Source organism: Pseudenhygromyxa sp. WMMC2535 (assembly GCF_011083025.2).
On sequence record NZ_JABJWV010000001.1, the window covers coordinates 6248601 to 6270123 of the forward strand.

19 protein-coding genes are annotated in these 21523 nt (G+C 69.1%); 7 read left to right on the forward strand and 12 right to left on the reverse strand.

The genetic code is table 11. The features are described from left to right. The first annotated feature begins 79 nt into the window (after positions 1-79). Positions 80-766 carry a class I SAM-dependent methyltransferase gene (locus tag G6O69_RS24185; RefSeq protein ID WP_172305879.1) on the forward strand — a complete coding sequence of 229 codons (687 nt, stop codon included), beginning with the start codon at positions 80-82 and terminating at the stop codon, positions 764-766. A 157-nt stretch (positions 767-923) separates the two neighbouring features. On the opposite strand, the gene G6O69_RS24190 is transcribed toward G6O69_RS24185, so the two are convergent. After that, positions 924-1814 (reverse strand): AraC family transcriptional regulator, encoded by an 891-nt coding sequence (locus tag G6O69_RS24190; RefSeq protein WP_172305880.1) that lies wholly within the window; start codon positions 1812-1814, stop codon positions 924-926. A 209-nt stretch (positions 1815-2023) separates the two neighbouring features. Here G6O69_RS24190 and G6O69_RS24195 point away from each other — a divergent pair, with 209 nt between their 5' ends. After that, the gene (locus G6O69_RS24195; protein WP_172305881.1) at positions 2024-2803 is read left to right on the forward strand and encodes an enoyl-CoA hydratase/isomerase family protein; all 780 of its coding nucleotides are present in this window, start codon (positions 2024-2026) and stop codon (positions 2801-2803) included. 560 nt (positions 2804-3363) lie between these two features. Next, complete coding sequence (locus G6O69_RS24200; protein WP_217909900.1) at positions 3364-4041, forward strand: hypothetical protein; 678 nt, start codon at positions 3364-3366, stop codon at positions 4039-4041. A 117-nt stretch (positions 4042-4158) separates the two neighbouring features. Here G6O69_RS24200 and G6O69_RS24205 read toward each other — a convergent pair whose 3' ends face one another. Further along, entirely contained in the window at positions 4159-5436 is a 1278-nt protein-coding gene (locus G6O69_RS24205) for a hypothetical protein (protein ID WP_172305883.1), read from the reverse strand. On the opposite strand from G6O69_RS24205, the gene G6O69_RS24210 reads away from it, so the two are divergent. Continuing rightward, positions 5435-6586 (forward strand): hypothetical protein, encoded by a 1152-nt coding sequence (locus G6O69_RS24210; RefSeq protein ID WP_172305884.1) that lies wholly within the window; start codon positions 5435-5437, stop codon positions 6584-6586. The two genes, G6O69_RS24205 and G6O69_RS24210, sit on opposite strands and share 2 nt — an antisense overlap. 121 nt (positions 6587-6707) lie before the next feature. Here G6O69_RS24210 and G6O69_RS24215 read toward each other — a convergent pair whose 3' ends face one another. Next, complete coding sequence (locus G6O69_RS24215) at positions 6708-7091, reverse strand: hypothetical protein (RefSeq protein ID WP_172305885.1); 384 nt, start codon at positions 7089-7091, stop codon at positions 6708-6710. Positions 7092-7231: 140 nt separating this feature from the next. Further along, on the reverse strand, positions 7232-8725 hold the full coding sequence (locus G6O69_RS42335) for an NAD(P)/FAD-dependent oxidoreductase (RefSeq protein WP_172305886.1): 1494 nt from the start codon (positions 8723-8725) through the stop codon (positions 7232-7234). A gap of 61 nt (positions 8726-8786) precedes the next feature. On the opposite strand from G6O69_RS42335, the gene mqnB reads away from it, so the two are divergent. Next, complete coding sequence (gene mqnB, locus G6O69_RS24225) at positions 8787-9428, forward strand: futalosine hydrolase (protein WP_172305887.1); 642 nt, start codon at positions 8787-8789, stop codon at positions 9426-9428. A 252-nt stretch (positions 9429-9680) separates the two neighbouring features. Beyond that, on the forward strand, positions 9681-10586 hold the full coding sequence (locus G6O69_RS24230; protein WP_172305888.1) for a 1,4-dihydroxy-6-naphthoate synthase: 906 nt from the start codon (positions 9681-9683) through the stop codon (positions 10584-10586). Between the two features lie 32 nt (positions 10587-10618). On the opposite strand, the gene G6O69_RS24235 is transcribed toward G6O69_RS24230, so the two are convergent. From G6O69_RS24235 to G6O69_RS24270, 8 genes are all read right to left on the reverse strand, one after another. Continuing rightward, positions 10619-10834 (reverse strand): hypothetical protein, encoded by a 216-nt coding sequence (locus G6O69_RS24235; protein WP_172305889.1) that lies wholly within the window; start codon positions 10832-10834, stop codon positions 10619-10621. Then, on the reverse strand, positions 10831-11436 hold the full coding sequence (locus G6O69_RS24240) for a cob(I)yrinic acid a,c-diamide adenosyltransferase (RefSeq protein ID WP_172305890.1): 606 nt from the start codon (positions 11434-11436) through the stop codon (positions 10831-10833). Before G6O69_RS24240 ends, G6O69_RS24235 begins: the two co-directional genes overlap by 4 nt. 18 nt (positions 11437-11454) lie before the next feature. After that, positions 11455-15453, reverse strand: coding sequence for a DEAD/DEAH box helicase (locus tag G6O69_RS24245; RefSeq protein WP_172305891.1), 3999 nt, complete (start codon positions 15451-15453; stop codon positions 11455-11457). Positions 15454-15578: 125 nt separating this feature from the next. Then, positions 15579-16136, reverse strand: a complete 558-nt coding sequence (locus tag G6O69_RS24250; protein ID WP_172305892.1) for a hypothetical protein — start codon at positions 16134-16136, stop codon at positions 15579-15581. Between the two features lie 162 nt (positions 16137-16298). After that, a complete protein-coding gene (locus G6O69_RS24255; RefSeq protein WP_217909901.1) occupies positions 16299-16772 on the reverse strand; it encodes a YeeE/YedE family protein in 474 nt (157 codons plus the stop codon). Next, positions 16769-17209, reverse strand: a complete 441-nt coding sequence (locus G6O69_RS24260; RefSeq protein ID WP_172305893.1) for a YeeE/YedE family protein — start codon at positions 17207-17209, stop codon at positions 16769-16771. The genes G6O69_RS24255 and G6O69_RS24260 overlap by 4 nt, the downstream gene beginning before the upstream one ends. A 36-nt stretch (positions 17210-17245) precedes the next feature. Then, entirely contained in the window at positions 17246-18325 is a 1080-nt protein-coding gene (locus G6O69_RS41675) for an MBL fold metallo-hydrolase (RefSeq protein ID WP_172305894.1), read from the reverse strand. Positions 18326-18564: 239 nt separating this feature from the next. Beyond that, on the reverse strand, positions 18565-19116 hold the full coding sequence (locus G6O69_RS24270; RefSeq protein WP_172305895.1) for a hypothetical protein: 552 nt from the start codon (positions 19114-19116) through the stop codon (positions 18565-18567). Positions 19117-19330: 214 nt separating this feature from the next. Between G6O69_RS24270 and G6O69_RS24275 the strand changes: the two genes are divergently transcribed. Continuing rightward, complete coding sequence (locus G6O69_RS24275; RefSeq protein ID WP_176397056.1) at positions 19331-21388, forward strand: hypothetical protein; 2058 nt, start codon at positions 19331-19333, stop codon at positions 21386-21388. Positions 21389-21523: the final 135 nt, after the last annotated feature.

Sequence of the window (21523 nt, forward strand, 5' to 3'; positions counted from 1 at the left end):
GGGCCGGGCGAAAGATCCGCCGATACAAACACAAGCGCCGCTCTGCCGCGACGCAGCGCAGGGCGCTAGCCTGGGCCGCATGGCGCAACCCGTCCCCTTCGACGAGGCCCACGCGGCCCGCTACGACGAACAATTTCGCCCGCTCGCGGCCTTCCGTGACGCCCTCCACCTGGTGACCCAGCTGGCGCTCGACGAGGCTCCGGCGCAGGCGAGGGTGCTCTGCGTCGGCGCGGGCACCGGGGCAGAGGTCCTCGAGCTCGCGCCGATCTTTCCCGGCTGGCAGTTCACCGCCGTCGACACCTCGGAGCCGATGCTCGCGCGCTGTCGGGCGCGGCTCGTCGAGGCCGGCCTCGAGTCTCGCTGTGAGCTCCATGCGGGCACGCTCGACAGCCTGCCGCCTCGGGACGAACCCTTCGACGTGGCGACCGCCGTGCTGGTCTCACACTTTCTCGTCGACGAGGGCGCGCGCCGGGCCTTCTTTCGCGGCATCGCGGAGCGCATGCGCCCTGGCGCGCCCTTGATCTTCGCCGACCTCGCCGCGGACGCGCTCGATGGGGAGCTGATGCAGCTGTGGAAGCGGGCCTGGCGACACGCCGGCGCCACGGACGAGGCGGTCGCGGGCATGGTCGAGTCGATCGGCGAGAGCTTCGCCGTGCTCGCGCCAGGCGAGATCGAAACGCTGGTCGCCGAGAGCGGGTTTGGCCAGCCCGTGCGTGTGTTTCAGGCCCTGTGCATGCACGGCTGGCTGGCTCGGCGCGCACACTAGTGTGCGCGGCAGAGGACTTGAAGGGCCCCAGGCTTGGAGCACCGGCCGCTGACTTCGTTGCTCGTCAGTTATTTGTGCCCGACAAACTCCCTCCTCGCGCCTCGTCAGCAACCGGCGGTCCGGCGCCTGGGACCCTTCAAGTCCTCTGCCGCGCACACTAGCGCCGACGTCGAAGCGCCGCCGGCGTGATCCCATAGTGGCGGGCGAACCATCGCGTCAGGTGGCTCTGATCCGCAAAGCCCGACTGCGCGGCGATCGAGGCGATCGAGGCCGAGGTCTTCATGAGCAGCGAGCGTGCGCGCTCGAGCCGACGCTCTCGCAGCCAGGCGCTGGGGGAAGCGCCAAAGGTGGCGCGAAAGGTGCGGGAGAAGTGGTGCTTGCCCATCTCGACCAAGCTGGCGAGGGTCGCCACGCCGATCGGCTCTCCCAGGCGGCCGTCGATGAACTCGAGCAGGCGGCGCTGCTCCGCCTCGCTGAAGCTGCGCGCGTTGATTAGCCTGTCGACGCACACGTAGTTGCGCAGCAGGTGCAGGGCGATGCGCTCTCCGATCGCGCGGGCGGCCCGGTGGGCGCCGAGGCGGGGCGTGTCGAGCTCTTGGTGAAGATCGAGGCCGAAGCGCGCGAGCGCAGGGTCGGGCCGGTGGTGGGGGACGTCGGCGCGCAGGCGAACGGGGCAGCCCATGGCCTCGCGGGCGAGGTCGTCGAGGTAGCGGGGGTGCACCGTGATGTTGAGGACGTCGACCGCCCCCGACCACTGCCAGCGCAGCGAGGTCGCGCTGGGGTTGACCAGGACCTCGCCGGGGCCGAGGTGGATCGACTCGAGGGCGTCGCCGACCATCCGGGACACCGCCGCCTCACCGCGCATGCAGACCAGGACGTGAAACACGTCGAGGATGACGGCGTCGTGCTGATCGTGGGCGTCGAACTGAAACCCGTGGACGCCCACCTGCGAGCCGGTCGCGGGCGGGCCCTCGAGCCAGGCCGAGTAGTTGGCCGTGCTGCGCACGAGCTCGTCGACGCTGACGAGCTGCGGTGCCGAGGCGTCCATGGACTGAAAATTATCGCACCATCGGGCGCGTGAACCACCGGTCGCGCCCGATCAGGTCCGCCGCGTTCAATTTTTGAGCGGCTTTGGTTCAAGACCGCGTGGCCAGCGGCGCCTAGGCTGCTGTCATGCCACGGGTGCGCGTGGTGCATCCATTCGCATTCATCGCGTGCCACTGGCGTTCACGACGCAAAACTCAGGAGCAAAACGACATGTCAGAATTCGGCCTCATCGACATCATCGAAACCAAGGACGTCTTCACCATCGAGATCGGTGGCCTGGACGGAGACACCCACGCTGGCCTCGCGCGAGTGTTCCGCAAGGCCCACGAGTCCGACGCGCGCGTGGTGGTCGTCACCGGCAAGAACAAGAGCTTCCTCGCCCCCGAGCAGTACGAGTTCGAGTGGGTCGAGAAGCTGGGCATCTACGAGGACATGCTGAAGATCTTCAAGGAGGCCGAGGACATCATCCGCGACGCGATCAACTGCGAGAAGACGACGATCGCCAAGGTCTACGCCCCCGGGGCGCACAGCCTGGGCGCCTCGATCGCGCTGTCTTGCGACTTTGTCTACGCGAGCGAGGACTCGACCTTCAGCGACCCGCACCTGTCGGGCTTTGGGGTCCCGCCCGGTGACGGCGGGGCGCTGCTGTGGCCAGCGCGGATCGGCCTCAGCCGCGCGCGCGAGTTCTTGATGACGGATCGCTCGTGTACCGCCAAGGAGGCCGTCGACATCGGACTGATCAACAAGGCCGTCCCCGCCGACGAGCTCGATGGCGCCGTCGACGAGCTGGTGGCGAAGCTGCTGTCCTACGACCCGCTCGGGCTGAAGATGACCAAGAAGTGGCTCAATCAGTATCTTCAGCAGAACATGAACGTCGTGGGGATGGGGACCTTGTTCGCCGAGGGGATGGTGCTGGCGAGCGGGGACTTTGCGAAGAAGACCGAGGCCTACGGCAAGCAGCTGGAGGCCGAGGGCAAGCGCAAGGGCTGAGTGTCTCCAGGTTGGTGATGCCCAGCGTGGCGGCGGGTGCCTCGCTGGGCATCGGTGGCCTCGGGCGGCCGAGGTGGCGTATCTTGTCGAGGATGCCCGCTTCCCGCCATATTTTCCGTCCCAGAACCATCGTGCTGGCGAGTGCGATGATGGTTGGCGCTTGTGCAGACGAGACAGAGCCTCGGCCGGCCATGTGCTCGGACTTCGCGCCGGTGACCAATGTCCCCGACCTCCCTCTGGTTTACTCGACGGAGAATCTCGATATCTATGTGGATGAGAGTCTGCTTTTATGCGCAGGGAGCGTTGAGCTGTATGAGGATACTTATAGGTATAGTGCCTATTTTCTGGGACTGGAGGACCCCTACGACATCCGGCTGTTTTACACGAATGAAGACGATGAATATTGCTCAGAGAAGGCGAGCGCCTGTAGGTTGCGTGACGGGACTGTAATCGCGGGGCCCGGGTGGGTGGCCCACGAACTCGGCCACTCCTCGAATTGTGATTGGCGCTCATCGAGCGCTCCGGCGCTCAACGAGGGGCTGGCGACGAGTTTCGAGCCCGTGGTGCAGGACTATATGCTCGATCCGCGGGAGTACATCACGGCCGAGAGTGCCTTTGACGTGTCCTACGGCGGCGCCGCGCACTTTGTCCGCTGGCTCATCGAAGACAGAGGCGTGGCGCGCTTTCGAGAGCTGTACATGCTCGCACCTCGCGGCGGAGAAGGGGTGCTCGACGCCATCGCGGCGGTTTACAGCCAAGACCCCGACGAACTCTTCGACGAGTACATGGAGACCGCGCCCTACCTCTGGGTGCCCCACCGGCAGTGTGCGGATCTCGAGGTGCTCGAGCCCGAGGGCGACACCTGGGAATTCAACTCGATCTTCGACTGCTCGGATCCGGGGACGCTCGGCCCTTACGAAAGAAACGAGATCTGGGATCAATTCGCCGATACGGCGATGTACCAGAGCTTTCTGATCGAATTCGAGAGTCCGGGAATGTACAGGTTCGAGAGAGATGAACCCGAGACCTGGATCCAGATCGAGCGATGTATCGATCAGGTGTCACTGACGGAGGAGGAGGCGGACGAGCAGTGGGTCGATACGCTCCTGTTCCCGAGCTTGCAGGGGATCACGGACATCGAGCTGCCCGCGGGGACCTACCGTGTGGACGTGCGCCGGGAGTACGCGGAGCCGCACCCGGTGTGGGTGCGGGTCTCGCCCAAGCCGGATGAGGGCTGACGAGGGTGGTCACGACCACGTGCCAGCGTTCACCACGAGCATGGATGGCGGCGCTGCTGCCCGGGACAGCAGCGCCGCCGGCCGGTCATCTGAACCGTGGCGCTTCGAACTTCGAGGTCATTGCGCTGGCACCAGTACGCTGGGCTCGGTGTTGAGCACGGCGGTGTACTCTCCGACGTTGAAGGTCGCGTCCACGAAGTGGAAGGAGCCATCGGCGGTCAGGATTGCGGTGGCGGTGGCGTCGTTTCCGTATTCGGCGCTCGCTGGGATCCCATCGTAGAGCGCCTCGCCATCGATGAGCACGACGGCGTTGATGGCGAAGCGCAGGGTCCCTGGGGCAAAGGTCACGACCTCGGCCTCGCGCGTGCCACTGGCCAGACCCACGAGGCTGACGTGGGCGTCTTGGAACTCGAAGGAGCCGGCGACGGTGTCGTCGAGATCAGCCTCGAAGGAGGTCAGGGTGAAGTCGACGGACATGTCGCTGTTGAGGGTCTCGCGGGCTGAGATGCTGGCGTCGTGGATGGCCACCGTGGTTTGGATGGCGGGACCGTCGAGGTTGACCGCGCCTGCGACGATCGTACCGCTGGACTCCTGCTCGGCCATGGTGGCCGGGATGTTGGTGGGCTCCTCGCAGTATCCCGCCGAGGGGCTGGACACGTAGGGTTCATCGGGGTCGAGGGTGCAGCTGAGATGAAGGGTGGCGTCGTTGATGTGGCCGAATTTGGCGGGGTTCGACACGCCGCCGCTCAGGCCGATGGCGACGATCTCCCCGGGAGTCGCGGCGACCAGTTCAGCACAATATTCGAGATTCATGGGAGCCTCGAGCATGTCGGCGTAGGCGTAGAGGTCGGCCCTGGCGGTGTCGTAGGCTTCTTCGTATAAGGGGTCGGATGGCTCGAGGTTCTCTGCGGATTCGCGGATTTTAGCGATCGCAGCCTTGCAGGCGGAGAAGCCGCAGTCGAGCTCACAGGTGTCGATGATGTTGTCTTCTTCGGTCTCATCCGTACAGCAAGCCGTCGGTGTGGGGATACCGAGGTCGAGCTGGTCGAAGGATACGGGTATGCAGTCATCCAGGGTCGGATATTGGGGGGCGTTGTCATTGTCTTCGTATTGCAGACAGCTGATGAGCGGGTTGTTTTTACCGAGGCCGTAGATGTCGGTGATGAGCCACCCTGTGCCTTCACCTTGGCAGGTAAACTCTGTGCCGAATTCAAAGGCTTCGTGGGGTGCACAGCCCTCGAAACCACCGCCACCGGTTTCGTCGCCAACCTCATCGTCTTCGCCGATGCCGTCGCACATGCCGTTTTGATCCAGGATGCATGGGCCATCGTCGCCGCAGGCAGCCAGGAAACAGAAGATGGTGACGGGGAGCAGATGGTGTACCTTGTTGGTCATGTCCGTCCCCTTCTGCATCCGGTGTGCCAGCTTCATCGTGCTGGCGAGTGCGATGATGGTTGGCGCTTGTGCAGACGAGACAGAGCCTCGGCCGGCCATGTGCTCGGACTTCGCGCCGGTGACCAATGTCCCCGACCTTCCTCTGGTTTACTCGACGGAGAATCTCGATATCCATGTGGATGAGAGTCTGCTTTTATGCGCAGGGAGCGTCGATTTGTATGAGGCATCCTACAGACATAATGTCTCTGTTCTGGGCCTGGAGGATCCCTACGACATCCGGCTGTTTTACACGAATGAAGTCGATGGCTACTGCCCGGAGAAGGCGAGCGCATGCTATTTAAAGGATGGGACTGCAATCGCGGGGCCCGGGTGGGTGGCCCACGAACTCGGCCACTCCTCGAATTGTGATTGGCGCTCATCGAGCGCTCCGGCGCTCAACGAGGGTCTGGCGACGAGCTTCGAGCCCGTGGCGCAGGACTATATGCTCGATCCGCGGGAGTACATCACGGCCGAGAGGTTTGTTGACGTGTCCTACGGCGCCGCCGCGCACTTTGTCCGCTGGCTCATCGAAGACAGAGGCGTGGCGCGCTTTCGAGAGCTGTACATGCTCGCACCTCGCGGCGGAGAAGGGGTGCTCGACGCCATCGAGACGGTTTACAGCCAAGACTCCGACGAACTCTTCGACGAGTACATGGAGACCGCGCCCTACCTCTGGGTGCCCCACCGGCAGTGTGCGGATCTCGAGGTGCTCGAGCCCGAGGGCGACACCTGGGAATTCAACTCGATCTTCGACTGCTCGGATCCGGGGACGCTCGGCCCCTATGAGCGGATGGACAATATCAACTGGGATCAGTATGCGAAGACAGCGATGTACCAGAGCTTCCTGATCGAACTCGAGAGCCCAGGAATGTACAGGTTCGAGAGAGATGAGCCCGAGACCTGGATCGAGATCGAGCGATGTATCGATCAGGTGTCACTGACGAAGGAGGAGGCGGACGAGCAGTGGGTCGATACGCTCCTGTTCTCGGGCTTGTACGGGATCACGGACATCGAGCTACCCGCGGGGACCTACCGTGTGGACGTGCGCCGGGAGTACGCGGAGCCGCACCCGGTGTGGGTGCGGGTCTCGCCCAAGCCGGATGAGGGCTGACGAGAAACTCGTCAGCGCGATCTTGGCGACCGCCCGCTCCGGCTGGAGGAGTACAGACTCAGCTGCTCGAGCTGGGTCCACAGCTGCCTCGAATCGCAAGGGTGCTCTGGACGGCGCATGTTCACGATACTGGCGTCATGACCTCGAAGCTGACCGCCTGAGCGCAGACCAGGCAACCGAAATCCTCTGGATAGTACTCTGGTGTGAATCGGAAAATATGGTGACCTTGCTCTACTTTGAACCGTTGATTCAGTCCAACGGCCTCCTCTCCCGCCATCAACCTCAGCGGAGGTGTCGCCGTGTCGGTCTTCCATTCCAGCGGAAGCGACACGAAAAAGACTCCTTTGAAGCGTATTTCGACGTCATGCGGGGCGCTGATGTCGAGACTTCCCATGATGGTCAAGGTATCGCCTTGGTACTCCATCACCTCGAAATCAAACCATAGCTTTTGTTGGAGATATGCGTTGATGTCGCCAACCACTCGCCGTGCTTGTTCTTCGTTCATCTTGTCTTTCCTGTCTTTTCGCTAGGCGTCGGCACGCTCGAGGATGGAGCGCTCGTATTTGGCTGGGAAGCGCCGCCGCTTGGGCTTCGCCTCCACCTCCACCTCTATCTCGGGTCGGCCTTGGTCTGGGTTTCGCAGCCTCACTCTTCGCCGTAGTGCACCCGCGACAGACGCAGCTGCGACTGAAACACCTCCGGCTTGAGGATGCTGCTCCCCAGCAACATCCGCACGCAGTCCTGCAGCCCCTCGGTGATCGCCGGGTGCGGGTGATAGAGCTCGGCGAGGTCGCGGGCCGAGCTGCCGTGCTGGATCATCAAGGACACGGCCTCGAGGGTGGTCGAGGCGTGGGCGCCGAGGGCCCGGACCCCGAGCACGCGCATGTCGTCGTCGTCGCTGACGAGCAGCTTGACGAAGCCCTCGGTGTTGCGCATGGCGATCGCCCGGCTGACCATGGAGTAGTCGTAGACGGCGACGCGGTAGGGGATGCGCTGGGCCTGGGCCTGCTGCTCGTTGAGGCCGATCGCGGCGACCTCGGGGTCGAGGAACATGATCGTCGACAGGTTCTCGTAGCTCAGCGGGCGCTGGCTGGCGCCGCAGATCCGCTCGGCGGCGTGGCGGCCCTCGATCTCGCCGACGTTGACCAGGGCAATGTCCAAGGTCACGTCGCCGGCGGCGTAGATGTGCGGGACCGAGGTCTGGGTGTCCTCTTCGAGGATGTGGCCGCGCTCGCCGAGGGTCACGCCGGCGTGCTCGAGGCCGAGGCCCTCGGTGTTGGGGACGCGGCCCACGGAGATCAGCGCCTTGTCGACGCAGATCGTCTCGCGCCCGCCGGTGGCGTGCTCGATGGTGTACTCGACCTGGCAGTCCTCGGCCCCGCCGACGCGGCGCATGGACACGAGCTTGGCCTGGCGGTGGATGGTCACGCCCTTGGCCTCGAGGTTGGTCGCGCACAAGTTGGCGACGTCGGCGTCCTCGAAGGGCAAGATCCGCGGGGCGCGGTCGATGACGTAGACCTTGGTCCGCCCGAAGTTGGCGAAGATCGTCGCAAACTCGCAGCCGACCACGCCGGCGCCGAGGATGACCAGCGAGCGCGGGAAGGACTCGAGCGCGCCGATGTGATCGGAGGTGATGATCGTGCGGCCGTCGACGGCGATCTCGGGCAGCTCGCGCGGCCGCGAGCCCGTCGCGATGATCACGTGGTCGGCCCGGATCTGCCGGCTGCGCTCGCCCTCCGGTCCGGCGATCTCGATGGTGTGCGGGTCGATGAAGCTCGCGCGCCCGCGGATCAGCTGGACGCTGCCGGCCTGACCGGGGCGCGGATGGGCGAGGGCCTCGAGCTGCTCGCTGAGCAGCGCCGCCTTCTCGCGGCAGGCCTCGTCGACGACCCCCTGCACGCGATCGAACTCGACGTCGACGTCGCGGATCGTGAACCCGCGGTCTCGACGTGTGGCGTTGCGGAAGTCGCGAGACAGCTCCCAGAAGGTCTTGCTGGACAGCGCGCCGTCATGGATGCCGCCGCCGCCGAGCGGGCCGTCGGCGATCAAGCACACGCGTTTTTGAAAGTCCCAGCAGCGCATCGCCGCTGCGAAGCCCGAGGGGCCGCCACCGATCACGCAGACGTCGTAGTCGTGCACGCGCGAACATTAGCAACACATGCAATGGCCAGGCCCGCGCATTTTTGATAGCGTGCGCCTCATGTCCACACTCTTGGTCTATGCCACGGCCCGTGAAGGTGCCGCCGTGGCCGGCAAGCACGCGGACACCCTCGAGCTCGGTGTCGGCAAGGTCGCGGCGACGCGCGCCCTGACACGGGCGCTGGTCGAGTCCAAGCCCGATGCGGTGGTGCTCGTTGGGGTCTGCGGCGCATACCCCGACCGCCACCTGCGCGCGGGCGTGGAGCCGGTTCCGGTTCTGGGTCTGTGCACCGTCGCCAGCGAGATGCTGGCCGACGAGGGTGTACTCAGCCCCGAGGGCTTCCGCGATATCGAGACGCTTCAGCTCGGTGGCATCGGCCCCTACGCCGCCGACGCCGAGCTCACCGGTAAGATCTCCGCCGTGCTCGACTGCCCTGCGGTCAGCGGCGCGACGGTCAGCACTTGCGCTGGCGTCGACGCGCTCTCTCAGGCCTACGCGCTGCGCAGCGGGGCGGCCGTCGAGAGCATGGAGGGCGCGGCCGCGGCCGCCGTGTGCGAGTCCTTTTCGGTGCCCTTCGCCCAGCTGCGGGCGGTCAGCAACCACACCGGAGACCGCGACATGGGCGCGTGGAACCTCGAGGGCGCGGTCAGCCGCCTGACGCAGGGTCTCGGCGCCGTGCTCGACGCCGGCGTGCTTCCCTAGCTCGCGGGCTTCTAGGAGCCCGTGGTGAAACCCAACACGACACCTCGCTTGGTCCTTCCGCCGATGGCGTTGTCGCCAAAACTTGCGGTACGCCCGGTACAGCGGCGTTTTGGCTTCGCGCCCTCGACGAAAACCCCGGCGCGAGGAGCCGCGCTGGGTTTCACCACGGGCTTCTAGCTCGCGCGCCTCGTTCCAGCCAGTGCCCCGCCTGCTTTGAGAAGCGCCGGCGGGGCACTAAGCTGGCCGGCGATCATGCGCGTCCGCGAGCTGGCCACAGGCTTTTCGAGCTGTCCCAACGACACCTTCATGTTCCACGGCCTCGTGTCGGGGGCGGTGGCGGTCGAGGGGCTGCGCTTCGTGCCCGAGATCGCCGACATCGAGGCGCTCAACCTGCGGGCCCTGGATCCGGCGCGGGCGCTGGCGATCACCAAGCTCTCGGCGAGCGTGCTGGCTCAGGTCGGTGATCGCTACGCGGTGCTCGGCGCGGGGGCGGCCCTCGGTCGAGGCTGCGGCCCGCTGGTGGTCGTGCGTGGGGCGGGTTTTGATGCCCCAGGCGCCTCCGATGCTCCGGCCGTGAAGGTGCCGCGCTCGCTGGCCGAGCTGGCTGGGCGCAAGATCGCGATCCCCGGGGAGCACACCACGGCCCACCTGCTCTTGCGGGTGGCCTTCGCCGAGCACGCGCCGGCGGGGGCGAGCTTCGACGCGGTGATCATGCGCTTCGATCGCATCATGCCGGCGGTCGCGGCCGGAGAGGTCGACGCCGGGCTGATCATCCACGAGAGCCGCTTCACCTACCCGGCGCACGGCCTGGTCGAGCTCGCGGACCTCGGCGCGCTGTGGGAGCGCAGCACGGGCCTGCCGATCCCCCTGGGGATGATCGCCGGCCTGCGCTCGCTCGGGGCCCAGACCCTCGCCGCGGTCGAGGATGGCCTGCGCCGCTCGGTCCGCCTGGCCTTCGCCGAGCCCGATCGCGCGTGGCCGTGGATCCGCGAGCACGCCCAGGAGCTCGACGAAGACGTCTGCCGCCGGCACATCGGGCTCTACGTCAACGACTTCTCCGTCGAGCTCGGCGAGGAGGGGCGAGCGGCGATCGAGGCGCTGCTGCGGCGCGGGCGGGAGAGCGGGTTCTTGCCGCCTGGGCCCGCGCCCTGGGTTTGAGACGCTCGAGTCGAGCGCGGTTGTCCGCGAGTTCAGCGACGGCCAGGAGGGAGCGGCCGGCCGTCGTGGTCGAGGGTCTTCCAAAAGCGCGGCCAGTCCTGGATCTCGACCAGGGTCGGCAGGACCTCCTCCCAGTTGTGCGGGTAGGTGCGCTTGATGAACTCGACCACGGCGCGGGGTGTGGGCGCCTCGAGGAAGTGGGCGTCGAGGGGCGGGAACTCGTAGCGGAATTTTTTCAGGTCGCTCACGTGTTTTGCTGATCCCAGAGGACCTCGTCGTAGCCGAAGCTCGCGGCCGCGGCCCGGGCGACGACGAAGAGGTAGTCGCTGAGGCGGTTGAGGTAGCGCAGGGCCTCGCCGCGCACGGGGCTGTCGGCGGCGAGGGTCACGAGCTCGCGCTCGGCTCGGCGGCAGACGGTGCGCGCGAGGTGGGCGGACGCGCCGGTCGGGCCGCCGCCCGGGAGGATGAAGCTGCGCAGCGGCTCGAGGGGATCGTTGTGGCGGTCGATGGCCTGCTCGATGGCCTCGATGTGGTGGGCTTCGACCTTGAGGCGGGCGCCGCCCGAGGCGGCCGAGGGGGTGGCCAGCTCGGCGCCGAGGTTGAAGAGCTCCTGCTGGATGCGGGCGAGCTCGGTGTCGAGGGTGGCGGCGAAGCGCTGGCTGTCGGCGCTGGCGGAGGCGTTGGGATCGCGGCTGAGCTCGAGGCGCAGCAGGCCGACGGTGGCGTTGAGCTCGTCGACCTCGCCATAGGCGCGGACCCGGGCGGAGTCCTTGCGAACGGTGTCCCCGCTGGCGAGCATGGTGTCGCCTTCGTCTCCGAAGCGGGTGTAAACCTTGGAGATGTAGACCATGGTTGGGCGGCGAGGATATCAGTCGATCAGCAAGGTGGCCCGGCGGGCCGGCTCGGGATCGACGCGGCGCGGTCGCGGTCCACCGAGGGCCCAGGTGTGGAAGCCCTCGCTGCCGCCGTGATCGACGCGCAGCCACGGCTCTTCGCTGGGCGGGGGGCCCGCGACGATCTCGGCCTGAGCGGCCTCGGGGAGCAGCGCGCAGGCCAGGAGCATCTTGGCGTCGAGGTCCGCGCGGCGGCGGCTGAGCACGGCCAGCGGGCCGCGATCGGCGAGGGTCAGCGGGCGAGGGCTCAGCGGGATCGCGGCGACGAGGGCGAGCACGGCTTCGATCAGCGCCGGTCCGCACAGCGCCGCGAGCTTCTCGCGGACCGGATCGAGGTCGGCTCGGTCTGCGCTCAGCAGCTCGACGTGGGCCTCGCGCGAGTCGAGGTCGAGGCGCTCGCGTCGGCCGAGGGCGAAGCGCTCGCCCAGGGCCCCGGCGGCGCGGCGGCGGGCGGCGGCGATCGCTGGGCGCTCGAGGGCGATGTCGATGAACACGCGGCCCGGCGGGTGGCCGGCCAGGGACGCCGCGCTGGTCCAGGCGTGGCGGGTCCACACGAGGTCGTCGGTGCGCCCGCTCTGGGAGATCCACAGGCGCCCGAGGTCGCCGCGGCCCTCGCCGGGGGTGAAGGCGATCCGCGGGCCCTCGGGGCTGTCGAGGGCCTCGGGCTGCTCGTCGGCGACCGGGGGCGTGGCGACGAGCAGCGCGTCGAGCCAGCGCAGGGCCTCGCCCACGCACCAGCGCGCGGGATCCGAGCCCACGGCGCGGTCGTGGATGTGGCGCAGGCGCGCGAACTCGGGGCCGACGAGGCGCTCGAGGACCATGGAGGCGAGCTCGAGCAGCTCCTTGAGGCCGCGCTCGTAGACGAAGCGGGCGAAGCCGCTGGCGCCCGGGGTGCGGTCGAAGATGCAGAGCAGGCGCTGGCCGCGGTGCTCGACGAGGTCGACGTCGACGAGGCCGGCGGCGCCGCGCAGGTAGCAGGGCAGGATCATGCGGATCGCTGCGGCGAGGGGGATGAGGGCCTCGTCCGAGGGGGCGAGGCGCGCGTCGTCGGCCTGGTCTTCGCCCTCCGCGGTCGCGGCGGCGTCAGGGCTGATCGGCGCCGCCGCGATCAGGCAGGCGTCGGTGCCGTAGCGGACCGTCAGCGGGCGCTCGTAGATCCGGTGATCGACGAGCTTGGGCCCCGGGGCGAAGCGGCGCATGCCGAACAGGTGCTCGCTGAGCTGCACGCTGGCCAGGGCCACGGGCAGGCTGTGGCCGCCGAACTGTCGGTCGGACCACTCGATTGTCGCGTCGGCCTGGAGGCTGAGCGCGCGATCGGGGGTGCTGCGCTGGTGCCCGCCGATCTGCTCCGCGCTCAGCTCCTGGCCGTCGGGGGCGTCGCTGACCATGAAGCGGCCGCGCGGATGCAAGAAGATCGCCCCGGGCGGGAAGACGGCTCGGACCACGGCGCTGTCGAGGGTGTAGAGCACCTCGGAGGTCCCCGCGTCGACGATCCGCGTCCGCGCGCTGCGATCGCTGACGCAGCCGGCGTCGATCGGCTGACCGAGGGCGCCCTCCTTGATCGAGCGCAGCTGCGTGCGCGAGATGATCTCGTCGCTGTGCGGATCGATGTGCAGGACCTCGCGGCGGCGCAGCTGCGAGCCCAAGCTGGCCACGGTCTCGTCGACGAAGCGCTGGCCAAAGCGCTCGCGCAGGGCGTCGAGGTCCTGCTCGCGGCCGACGGCGCGATCGAAGTGGCGCTGGCGGACCACGCGGGGCTCGGCCAGGGCCACGGCCCGGGGCAAGCTGGCGACGAGCTCGCGGTGCTCGGCGTCGACGGCTTCCTCGTGGAGGACCATCTCCTCGTCGCCGGGGGGCGCGAGCACCAGGACCGCCGGGGCTCGGGCGTGCACGGGCAAGACGACGTCGCCGGGGCGATCGACCGCTTCGACCAGGGCCGCGCCGGCGTGGGCCAGGCGGGCGGCCTCGCGGCGGACCTCGGGGTAGGTGCCCTCGACGATCACGACCGCGGCCTCGCTGGGGTCGTCGCGGTGGAAGCGGCGCAGGTTGCCGAGATCGAAGAGCGCGCGCCTGACCCCGCGGGCGCCGTCGCCGGCCAGGCGCAGGTGCCAGGGCAGGCCAGCGGCCTCGCAGGCCTCGGCGAGGGTCGCCAGCGGGATGTCGGCGCCGCCGCCGTCGACGAGGTCGCGGCGGCGCAGGAGCACCTGCGGGCGGCTCGGGGCGCGGTCATCCGCGAACACGCGCAGGGGGGCCGCGAGCACGTGCTTGGCCCAGGCGTCCATGCCCACGGCGCTCTCGCTGGCCGTCGCCAGCAAGGCAGCGGGGTAGGGGGCCGCGTGCAGGCGATCGAGGATCGCCCACAGCCTGCGCATGCACATCTGTAGGTGCATCTCGGCCACGCCAGTGAAGCCGTCGACGTCGTCGGCGACGATCAGCCCCAGGCGCGACAGGAAGTCGTCGGTGCGCGGGTCGCTGAGCACCTCGGCCTCGCAGGCCTCGAGATCGGCGATGACGATCGCCGGGGTGCGATCGGCGACCAGGGCCTGGGCGAGGTCCTCGCCGGCGGTGCACGAGAGCACGTTCCAGCGCGCCGAGGAGCCGGTCAGGGCCTGGCCGAGGGTCGACGCCCAGCGCCGGGCCGCGGCGCGCTCACGGACGATCACCAGCGAGGTCGCGCCGCGATCGAGGTAGACGTGGAGCGCCGCCAGCAAGGTGGTGGTGGTCCGCCCAGAGCCCTCGGGGGCGAGGATCAGCGCGTGGGGGGTGGAGGTCTCGGCGCGGCTGATGACCGCGGCGCCGCGCTCTTCTTCGAGGCTGGGGGACTCGCTGCGCTCGGGGGCGGCCTGCATGCTCCACAGCCCGCCGAGGTGGGCGAGGAGCTCGGCCTGGTGGGCCCAGGGCGCGCGCTCGCCGGTGAGGTCGTGGAAGATCTCGCGGACCAAGGGGGCGATGAGCGCGGGGAACTCGGCGCGCTCGCCCTCGACCGCGTCGCGGAGCTCGAGGGCCTCGAGCTGGACCCCGGGGCGCAGCTGCTCGACGGCCAGGCGCATGCGCGCGAGGGGGTAGAGCTGGAGATCCGGGCGCGGCTCGTCCTCCTCCTCTTCTTCCTCTTCGCGCTTGTCCTCGGGCGCGGGCTCCTTCCCCGTGACCATCAGGTGGAAGGCCGTGGTCCACATCAGCAGGCCGCCGGTGATCCACATCCCCGGCGCGGGCAGGCTCCCGGGGTGCTCGACCAGGTGCAGGCCGGTGAGCGCGTGGGCGGGGATCAGCAGGCTGAGCAGCGCGCCCAGCCAGTGGCGAAAGCGCTGGTCGGCGCGCCGCGTGGTCGATGAGCCGACCCAGCGAAAGTACCAGGGCAGGTCGCGGGTCGGCGCGCTCCAGCGCAAGGGGCCGGCCCACAGCCACTCGAAGCCGAAGCGCAGCACCAGCCACACGCCGGTCCAGACCACGGCGTGGACGAGCAGGGCGAGGCTGGGGTGGTGCTCGAGGGGCAGCGCCCCCCAGGCCCAGGGGCGTCCGAGCAGCTTCCACTCGAACCATCCGACCTCGGCCCAGCTGTCCGCGGGGAACCACGCCGGGCGGGTGAGCAGGGAGGTGAGCAGCGGGTCGACGAGGCGGCCGAAGAGGTAGAGCGCGACGCAGGACAAGGCGGCGGCCGCCGCCGGAGGCCCGGGGGTCGCCGAGTCGGGCGGGGCCGCGAGCTGCCGACGGATCAGCCCGACGATCAGGGACACGAAGGCGATGGCCAGCAGCGGGAGGACGATCTGCGCGGCCTCGGCGTCGAGGAACTCGGCCAGGGCAGGGGAGAGCTGGTGCTCGGCGTCGGCGAGGTTGTCGGGGATGCCGTCGAGCAGCCCCTCGGGGATGCCTTCGCTGATGTCCTCGGCGAGGTCCTCGGTGAGATCCTCGAGGGGCGTGTCGGCGCCGGTGCCGTCTTCGCCCTCGCCGAAGGGGGGCGCCCACCAGGCGATCATCGGCGGGGCTCCCGGGGCGAGGCGGCGGCAGGGGTCGCCACGAGTGGTCGCTGGCGCAGCACGAGCGCCGTGAGGATCGAACGATTCGCCGCGGGGGACAAGGGCGAGGGCCGCCCGCGCGGGATTCAGCCCTCGGCGCCGCCGATCGGCCGGGAGGCCGCGAAGCGCCGGGGCGCCGGGGCATCTTCGGCCGGACAGCCCGGGTCGCGGACGCAGCTGATCCACTCTTGCAGCGCCTCGGGGGAGGCCGCGAAGGGCAGGGGCAGGGCCTCTTTGGTGAGCAGCGGGGCCATCCACATGGCGGCCGCGCGGGTCGTCGAGAACTCGCGCACCGGGTAGGGCGGCCGCCTGGCCGAGCGCATGCCGGCCATCATGCAGCGGATCGCCGCGCCCTTGAACCCGCGGACCTCGACGACGTGGGCGATGCAAGTGATCCAGCTGGAGAACTCGGCCGCGGTCCGGGTGATCATCGTTCGGGTGCGCTCGCTGAGCTCGATGTCGGTCTCACCGACGAGCATGACGAGCGCGTGGCGACCCACGGTCGCGCGCAGGTACTCCTGCGCGCTGTAGAGCGCCAGTGCCTCGCGATGGGTGAATCGCTGGCGGATACGAACGAAGAGCAGCGCGCCCGTGGAGCTCAGGCGGAGCAGTTCATCGTCGTGGTGCGTCCGAGTGTCTGGCAACCGCCCGAGCATAGCGTGTCTTTGTGGTGAGGCGGACGACTCTCGCTGGTCTCGCCAATGTTGCAGGAGCGTCGCGCGGGAGCGCTCGCGGCTGGTCGCCTGCCCCGGACTTTGCGCAGGGGAGGCGGCCAGCCGCGAGTTGGGTTGCTTTTGCGCGGGCCCTCAGCAACCGCAGTCCGCTGGTTTGCTGCCCTCGCGTTTGGCCTTGCTGGCCGCGATGCGACCGACGACCACGCGCTGCGAGAGCATGCCGACGATCATCGCCGCGAAGAACACCAGCACCGGGCTCGAGAGCGTGGCCGTGGACACGATCGCCGGGCCGGGACAGAAGCCGACCAGGCCCCAGCCGACGCCGAACATGGTCGCACCGATCACCAGCCTGGCGTCGATGTCGGTCTTCGTCGGCCAGTGGAAGCGGTCGTTCCACAGCGGCGCGTCCTTGCCCTTGGTGATGCGGTAGACCGGGAGGTAGACCAGGATCGCGCCGCCCATGACGAAGGCGAGGCTCGGGTCCCAGCTCCCGCTGACGTCGAGGAAGTTGAGCACCTTGTTGGGGTTGGTCATCCCGGCGAGGCCCAAGCCGATGGCGAAGAGCAGGCCGGACAAGAACGCGGTGATGTTCTGGCGCAGGGTCATGCCACACCTCCAATTCCGAGCAGGTGGCGAACGACGAAGGTGGTGAGGCCGGCGGCGGTCATGAAGATCGCCGTGGCGGTGAGTGAGCGCGTCGAGAAGCGCGAGATCCCGCAGACGCCGTGGCCGCTGGTGCAGCCCCCGCCCAGGCGGGTGCCGAAGCCGACGAGCAGGCCCGCGACGATCAGCATCGGCAGCGAGTCCGTGGCCGCGCCGGGCATCGTCGAGGGCAGCGCGAGCAACAAGCCCACGCCGCCGATCAACATGCCGAGCAAGAACAGCCCGCGCCAGGTCCGGCCCTCGCCACCTTCGATGAAGCCACCGAGGATGCCGCTGATGCCGGCGATGCGCCCCTTGAAGATGAGCATGAAGGCGGCCGAGAGGCCGATCATCACGCCACCGATGGTCGAGGCGATGGGGGTAAATTCGGTTGGGGTCATGTCCTGTCCTGTCTTCCTCTGGAGTTCGGAGCGTCGTCAGCGGACCAGCTTGCGTCCTTGCTTGGCCCAGGCCAGCACGCCGCCGCGCAGCGAGGCGACGTTGGTGAAGCCGGCGGACTCGAGCTGGAGCGCGGCGTCGGCCGAGCGGCTGCCGACGCGGCAGATGGTCACGATCGGCCGCTCGCGCGGCCAGTCGCCGGCGCAGGTCAGCAGCGTCGGCAGCGGGACGAGCTTGGCGCCCTCGATGTGGCCCTCGCTCCACTCGTCGACGCCGCGCACGTCGACGATGCTCATGCTCATGCTCATGCTCAGCTCGCCGTGGTCGGCGAGCCATTCGGTGTCGACCTCGGGCACGCCCTGCTCGCTGCGCTGGGCGGGGATCTCGAGGGGCGGGGCGGGGCGCTGGCCGTCCTCTTGGCTGTCCTGGGCGCGGCCGCAGGCGAGGTTGGCGGGCACCGCCTCGGCGATGCGCTTGGGGTGGGCGAGCTGGAGCCCGTTCATGATCTCGACGAAGGACTCGAGGCTGCGCCCGCCGCCGACGCGGGGGTTGTGGGCCTTCTCCTCGGCGATCGTCGACGAGGTGAAGCCGCGGTAGTCGTGGCCGGGGAACACCTGGGTGTCGTCGGGCAGGCTGAACAGCTTGGTGTGGATCGACTCGTAGAGCTTGACCGGGTCGCCCTGCTGAAAGTCGGTGCGGCCGGTGCCGCGGATCAGCAAGGTGTCGCCGGTGAACACCATGGAGCGATCGTCGAGCACGAAGCTCAGGCAGCCGTCGGTGTGTCCGGGGGTCTCGCGGACCTCGAGCCAGCGCGATCCAAAGTGGACGCGGTCGCCCTCGCCGACGAGGCGGTCGGCACAGGGCGCGCCGCTCTGGCGGGAGACCACGCTGCGGCTGCTGCACTGCTCGCGCAGCAAGCTCGCGCCGGTCACGTGGTCGGCGTGGACGTGGGTCTCGAGGGTGTGGACGAGCTGGAGGCCGAGCTCGTCGAGGAGCTTGCGGTCGCGCTCGGCGGTCTCTCGGACCGGGTCGATGAGCACGGCCTCCCGCGTCTGCGGGTCGGCCAAGAGGTAGGTGAAGGTCGAGGTCTGGGCCTCGAAGAGCTGGCGGAAGATCATGGCGTCACTCCTTGCCGTCGTCGCGCTCGCGGCGGACGACAAGGGGTGTTTTCAAGGCGCGTGCCAGCCCCTGGAGATCGCCTCGGGGCGCTCCAGAGGGCTATGCGGGGCCTCGATGGCCAGTCGTGCTCAATCGCGCGCCAGAAAAGCGCGCGCAAGTGTTGCGTGACGTTTCGTGCCTGTTCCAGCCGTGCCAACGGCGGCCGGAGGGCGACGCGCGCCGCACTCGAGGGCGGGGATCACTCGCAGGCTTGGGCCTCCTCCTCGCATCCGGGAGGTTGCGGGAGGAAGTAGCCGACGCCGAGGCAGGCCACGCACTCGGGCGCGGTGAGATCGTCGAGCGAGCACAGACCCTCTTCGTTGCACTGCTGGGCCAGGCAGAACACGAGATCGCCGGCGGCCTGGAGCTCCGCGGGATCCGAGTTCTCGCCGCAGGCCTGAAGGCACTCGAGGCCGAGATCTTCGAGGCAGTCGAAGGCGCAGGCGAGGATGTCCCGGCAGCTCAGGGCCTCGCCGGTGTCCGTCTCGGTGTCCGTCTCGGTCTCGGTGCCAGATTCGGTCTCGGTCGTGTCCGTGGACTCCGCGGTGTCCGTGGAGGTGGTCTCGCCTTCGCTGCCGACCTCGTCGGCGCTGGTCTCGCTATCTGTCTCGGTGGTGGTCTCGCTGTCCGTCTCGGTCGCGGCGACCTCGTCGTCGCCGGGTGAGCCATCGTCCGCACAGCCGCCCAGGAGAGCGACGGTGAGGCACGAAAAGAGGCAAGTCGTCAGGTCAAGTCGCGCTTGGATAGGCACGCGGGCGAGGATATCAGCGGGCCACCCCACGTGAGCCAAGTGGGCTGCGCGCCTGTCCAAGCCGCGTGAGGACCGCGGTCCTCGTCGCCCCCAAAAGGTTTGTGCCGTGGGCCGGTGATGCCGCCCCTGGGCACAAGAGCGCGAGACGAATACGCGGACAGGCAGCTCGCAGGCAGGGCGTAGGGGTGGTGAGGTGTGATACCTTGCGCGAGCTGTGAAGCCCTGCCCTTTCTGCGGAGAACGGATCCAACAGGCCGCCGTAAAGTGTCGGTTCTGCGGTGAATGGCTCGACCCGAGCAAGCGCCCGGCCTGGTCCGAGCCGCAGCTGGCGAGCTTGGCCGACCAAATCACCCGCGAGGTGACGCGACGGCTCGGTGCGAGCGGTGGTGAAGAGGAGCAGGGGGATGCGCCTGCTCAGGCCACGGAGCCCGCCGCGCCGAGTTCGGAGCCCGCCGCGCGTTCGGTCGCGCAGCGTCCCACGAGTGAACGCGGTGAAACGCCGGCGGCGAGCGAGCGCGAGGGTCGGCGAGAGCTGGGCCAGCCGGCTCCCCGAGCGGCGCGCTGGCGCCCCGGCGGCAGGGAAGAGAGCGGCCCCAAGGGCGCCGCGGGGCCGTCCTGGCAGCCTCCGCTGAGCCGCGACGCCGACGCTGATCCCCTCAACGCGCTCTCCGAGCCCGAGCTCAACCCCGAGGACGAGCCGAATTCCGAGCCGCAGCCTCCGGCGGGGGACTCGGTCTGGCGGCCGCCGACTTGGCTGACGAAGTCGCCCGAGGCCCAGCAGCAGGCGCAGTCCGAGCCGCCACCCGAGCGCAAGATCGAGTCGCGGCCCAACGAACCGCGTGGCTGGGCGCCGCCTTCTTACGTCCGCGAGGCCGAGCAAGCGCGCGCCCAGGCCCCGAGCGCGAGGACCCACGAGCGCAGCGAGCCGCTGTCGTGGCAGCCGAGCGCCGCGCAGCAGGCCGAGCCGGTCCAGCCCGAGGCGCCCGCTCGCCCGGTCACCCAGCCGATCTGGGCGCCACCGGAGCCCGAGCCGGAGCCCGAGCCGACCACAGCCACGCCGACGCCCACCTGGAACCCCGTGGCCTCCGAGCCTTCGGGGCCGCGGGAGCAGGCCTCGGTCGAGGCTCCGATCCGCCCCAGGCACCGGCCGCCGGTGCCCCCGGTCTTCGACGACGGCCTTGGCGAGGACGAATTCGTCGACGAGGCGGTGGCCGTGGCGCCCAACCGGGCCCCCGCCGTCGAGCGTCAGCCGACGCCGCGGCCCGCGTCTACGCCCGTGGCGCGGGCCCCCGAGCCGGCCCCCGCGGTTCCAGAGGCGGCGCCGGCTTGGTCCGCGCCAGCGGCTGAGCCTGCGCCCGCAGTCGAGCGCGCGCCCGCAGTCGAGCGCGCGCCCGCAGTCGAACCCGCGCCCGCAGTCGAACCCGCGCCCGCTGCTGGGCCAGCGAAGGCAGCCGCGCTGGCGAAGGCCGACGGTGACGACGATTTCGACGACGACGACGACGATTTCGACGACGACGACGATTTCGACGACGACGACGACGACGATTTCGACGACGACGACGACGACGACTTCGACGACGCGTCGATGCCGGCCGCGCCGGTCTCTGCGGGGGGCAAGCGCAGCCTGCCCTGGATCCCGATCGTCGCCGTCTCCGGTGTCCTGGTCCTGGCGCTCGCCTTCGTCTTCCGCGACGCGATCTTTGGCGGCGGCGAAGAAGATGGCGCCGAGGGAGAGGTCGCGGCCGGGGAGGTCGCCGAGGCTGGCGAGGCGGGAGATCCCGCCGCGGTAGATGGAGATCTCGCAGCTGCCGAGGCCGAGGCGGCCGAGGAGGCCTCGGAGAGCGAAGCGGGCGAGACGGACACTGCCGCGGAAGAGCCGCCGCCTCCGGCCATCGATCCGGCCGAGCTCGAGGAGAAGCTGGCCGAGGCCGAGAGCCTGGTGAACCGTCAAAAGCACACGGACGCCCGCGCCCTCCTCGACGAGCTGCTCGAGAAGGTCCCCACGGAGGCCCGGGCGCTATCGCTCTTGTCGCTGGTTCAGCTCGAGAAGGGCGAGCTCGTGGAGGCGCTGGCCACGGCCAACAAGTGCGTCGACAATGACGACGCGCAGGCCACCTGCTGGATGGTCATCGCCGTGGTCGAGCAGGAGAACAAGAACGACGCGCGGGCGCTCGAGGGGCACCGCAAGTACCTCGAGCTCGAGCCTTCGGGCCGCTACGCCAAGAGCGCGAAGAAGCAGATCTCTCGGCTCGAGGCGAAGCTCCAGGGCTGACTCGGCGCCCACGCGCGACGGCTCGACGCCTCTGTGAAGAGGTGCGAGCCCGCGTGGCGAACGCCGCACTTTGGGGTGCTCTGCGGCACGTGAATTTTGCGTGCGCGCGGCCAGAGACCCGCGCGAAGCGACGTT

Bases quoted from the DNA above. Each gene is read 5' to 3' on its own strand.
- G6O69_RS24245 (WP_172305891.1), bottom strand. From the start codon at position 15,453: ATGATCGCCTGGTGGGCGCCCCCCTTCGGCGAGGGCGAAGACGGCACC.
- G6O69_RS24240 (WP_172305890.1), bottom strand. From the start codon at position 11,436: ATGGTCTACATCTCCAAGGTTTACACCCGCTTCGGAGACGAAGGCGAC.
- G6O69_RS24205 (WP_172305883.1), bottom strand. From the start codon at position 5,436: ATGACCAACAAGGTACACCATCTGCTCCCCGTCACCATCTTCTGTTTC.
- G6O69_RS24190 (WP_172305880.1), bottom strand. From the start codon at position 1,814: ATGGACGCCTCGGCACCGCAGCTCGTCAGCGTCGACGAGCTCGTGCGC.
- G6O69_RS24185 (WP_172305879.1), top strand. From the start codon at position 80: ATGGCGCAACCCGTCCCCTTCGACGAGGCCCACGCGGCCCGCTACGAC.
- mqnB (WP_172305887.1), top strand. From the start codon at position 8,787: ATGTCCACACTCTTGGTCTATGCCACGGCCCGTGAAGGTGCCGCCGTG.
- G6O69_RS24255 (WP_217909901.1), bottom strand. From the start codon at position 16,772: ATGACCCTGCGCCAGAACATCACCGCGTTCTTGTCCGGCCTGCTCTTC.
- G6O69_RS24260 (WP_172305893.1), bottom strand. From the start codon at position 17,209: ATGACCCCAACCGAATTTACCCCCATCGCCTCGACCATCGGTGGCGTG.
- G6O69_RS24230 (WP_172305888.1), top strand. From the start codon at position 9,681: ATGCGCGTCCGCGAGCTGGCCACAGGCTTTTCGAGCTGTCCCAACGAC.
- G6O69_RS24215 (WP_172305885.1), bottom strand. From the start codon at position 7,091: ATGAACGAAGAACAAGCACGGCGAGTGGTTGGCGACATCAACGCATAT.
- G6O69_RS24210 (WP_172305884.1), top strand. From the start codon at position 5,435: ATGTCCGTCCCCTTCTGCATCCGGTGTGCCAGCTTCATCGTGCTGGCG.
- G6O69_RS41675 (WP_172305894.1), bottom strand. From the start codon at position 18,325: ATGATCTTCCGCCAGCTCTTCGAGGCCCAGACCTCGACCTTCACCTAC.
- G6O69_RS24195 (WP_172305881.1), top strand. From the start codon at position 2,024: ATGTCAGAATTCGGCCTCATCGACATCATCGAAACCAAGGACGTCTTC.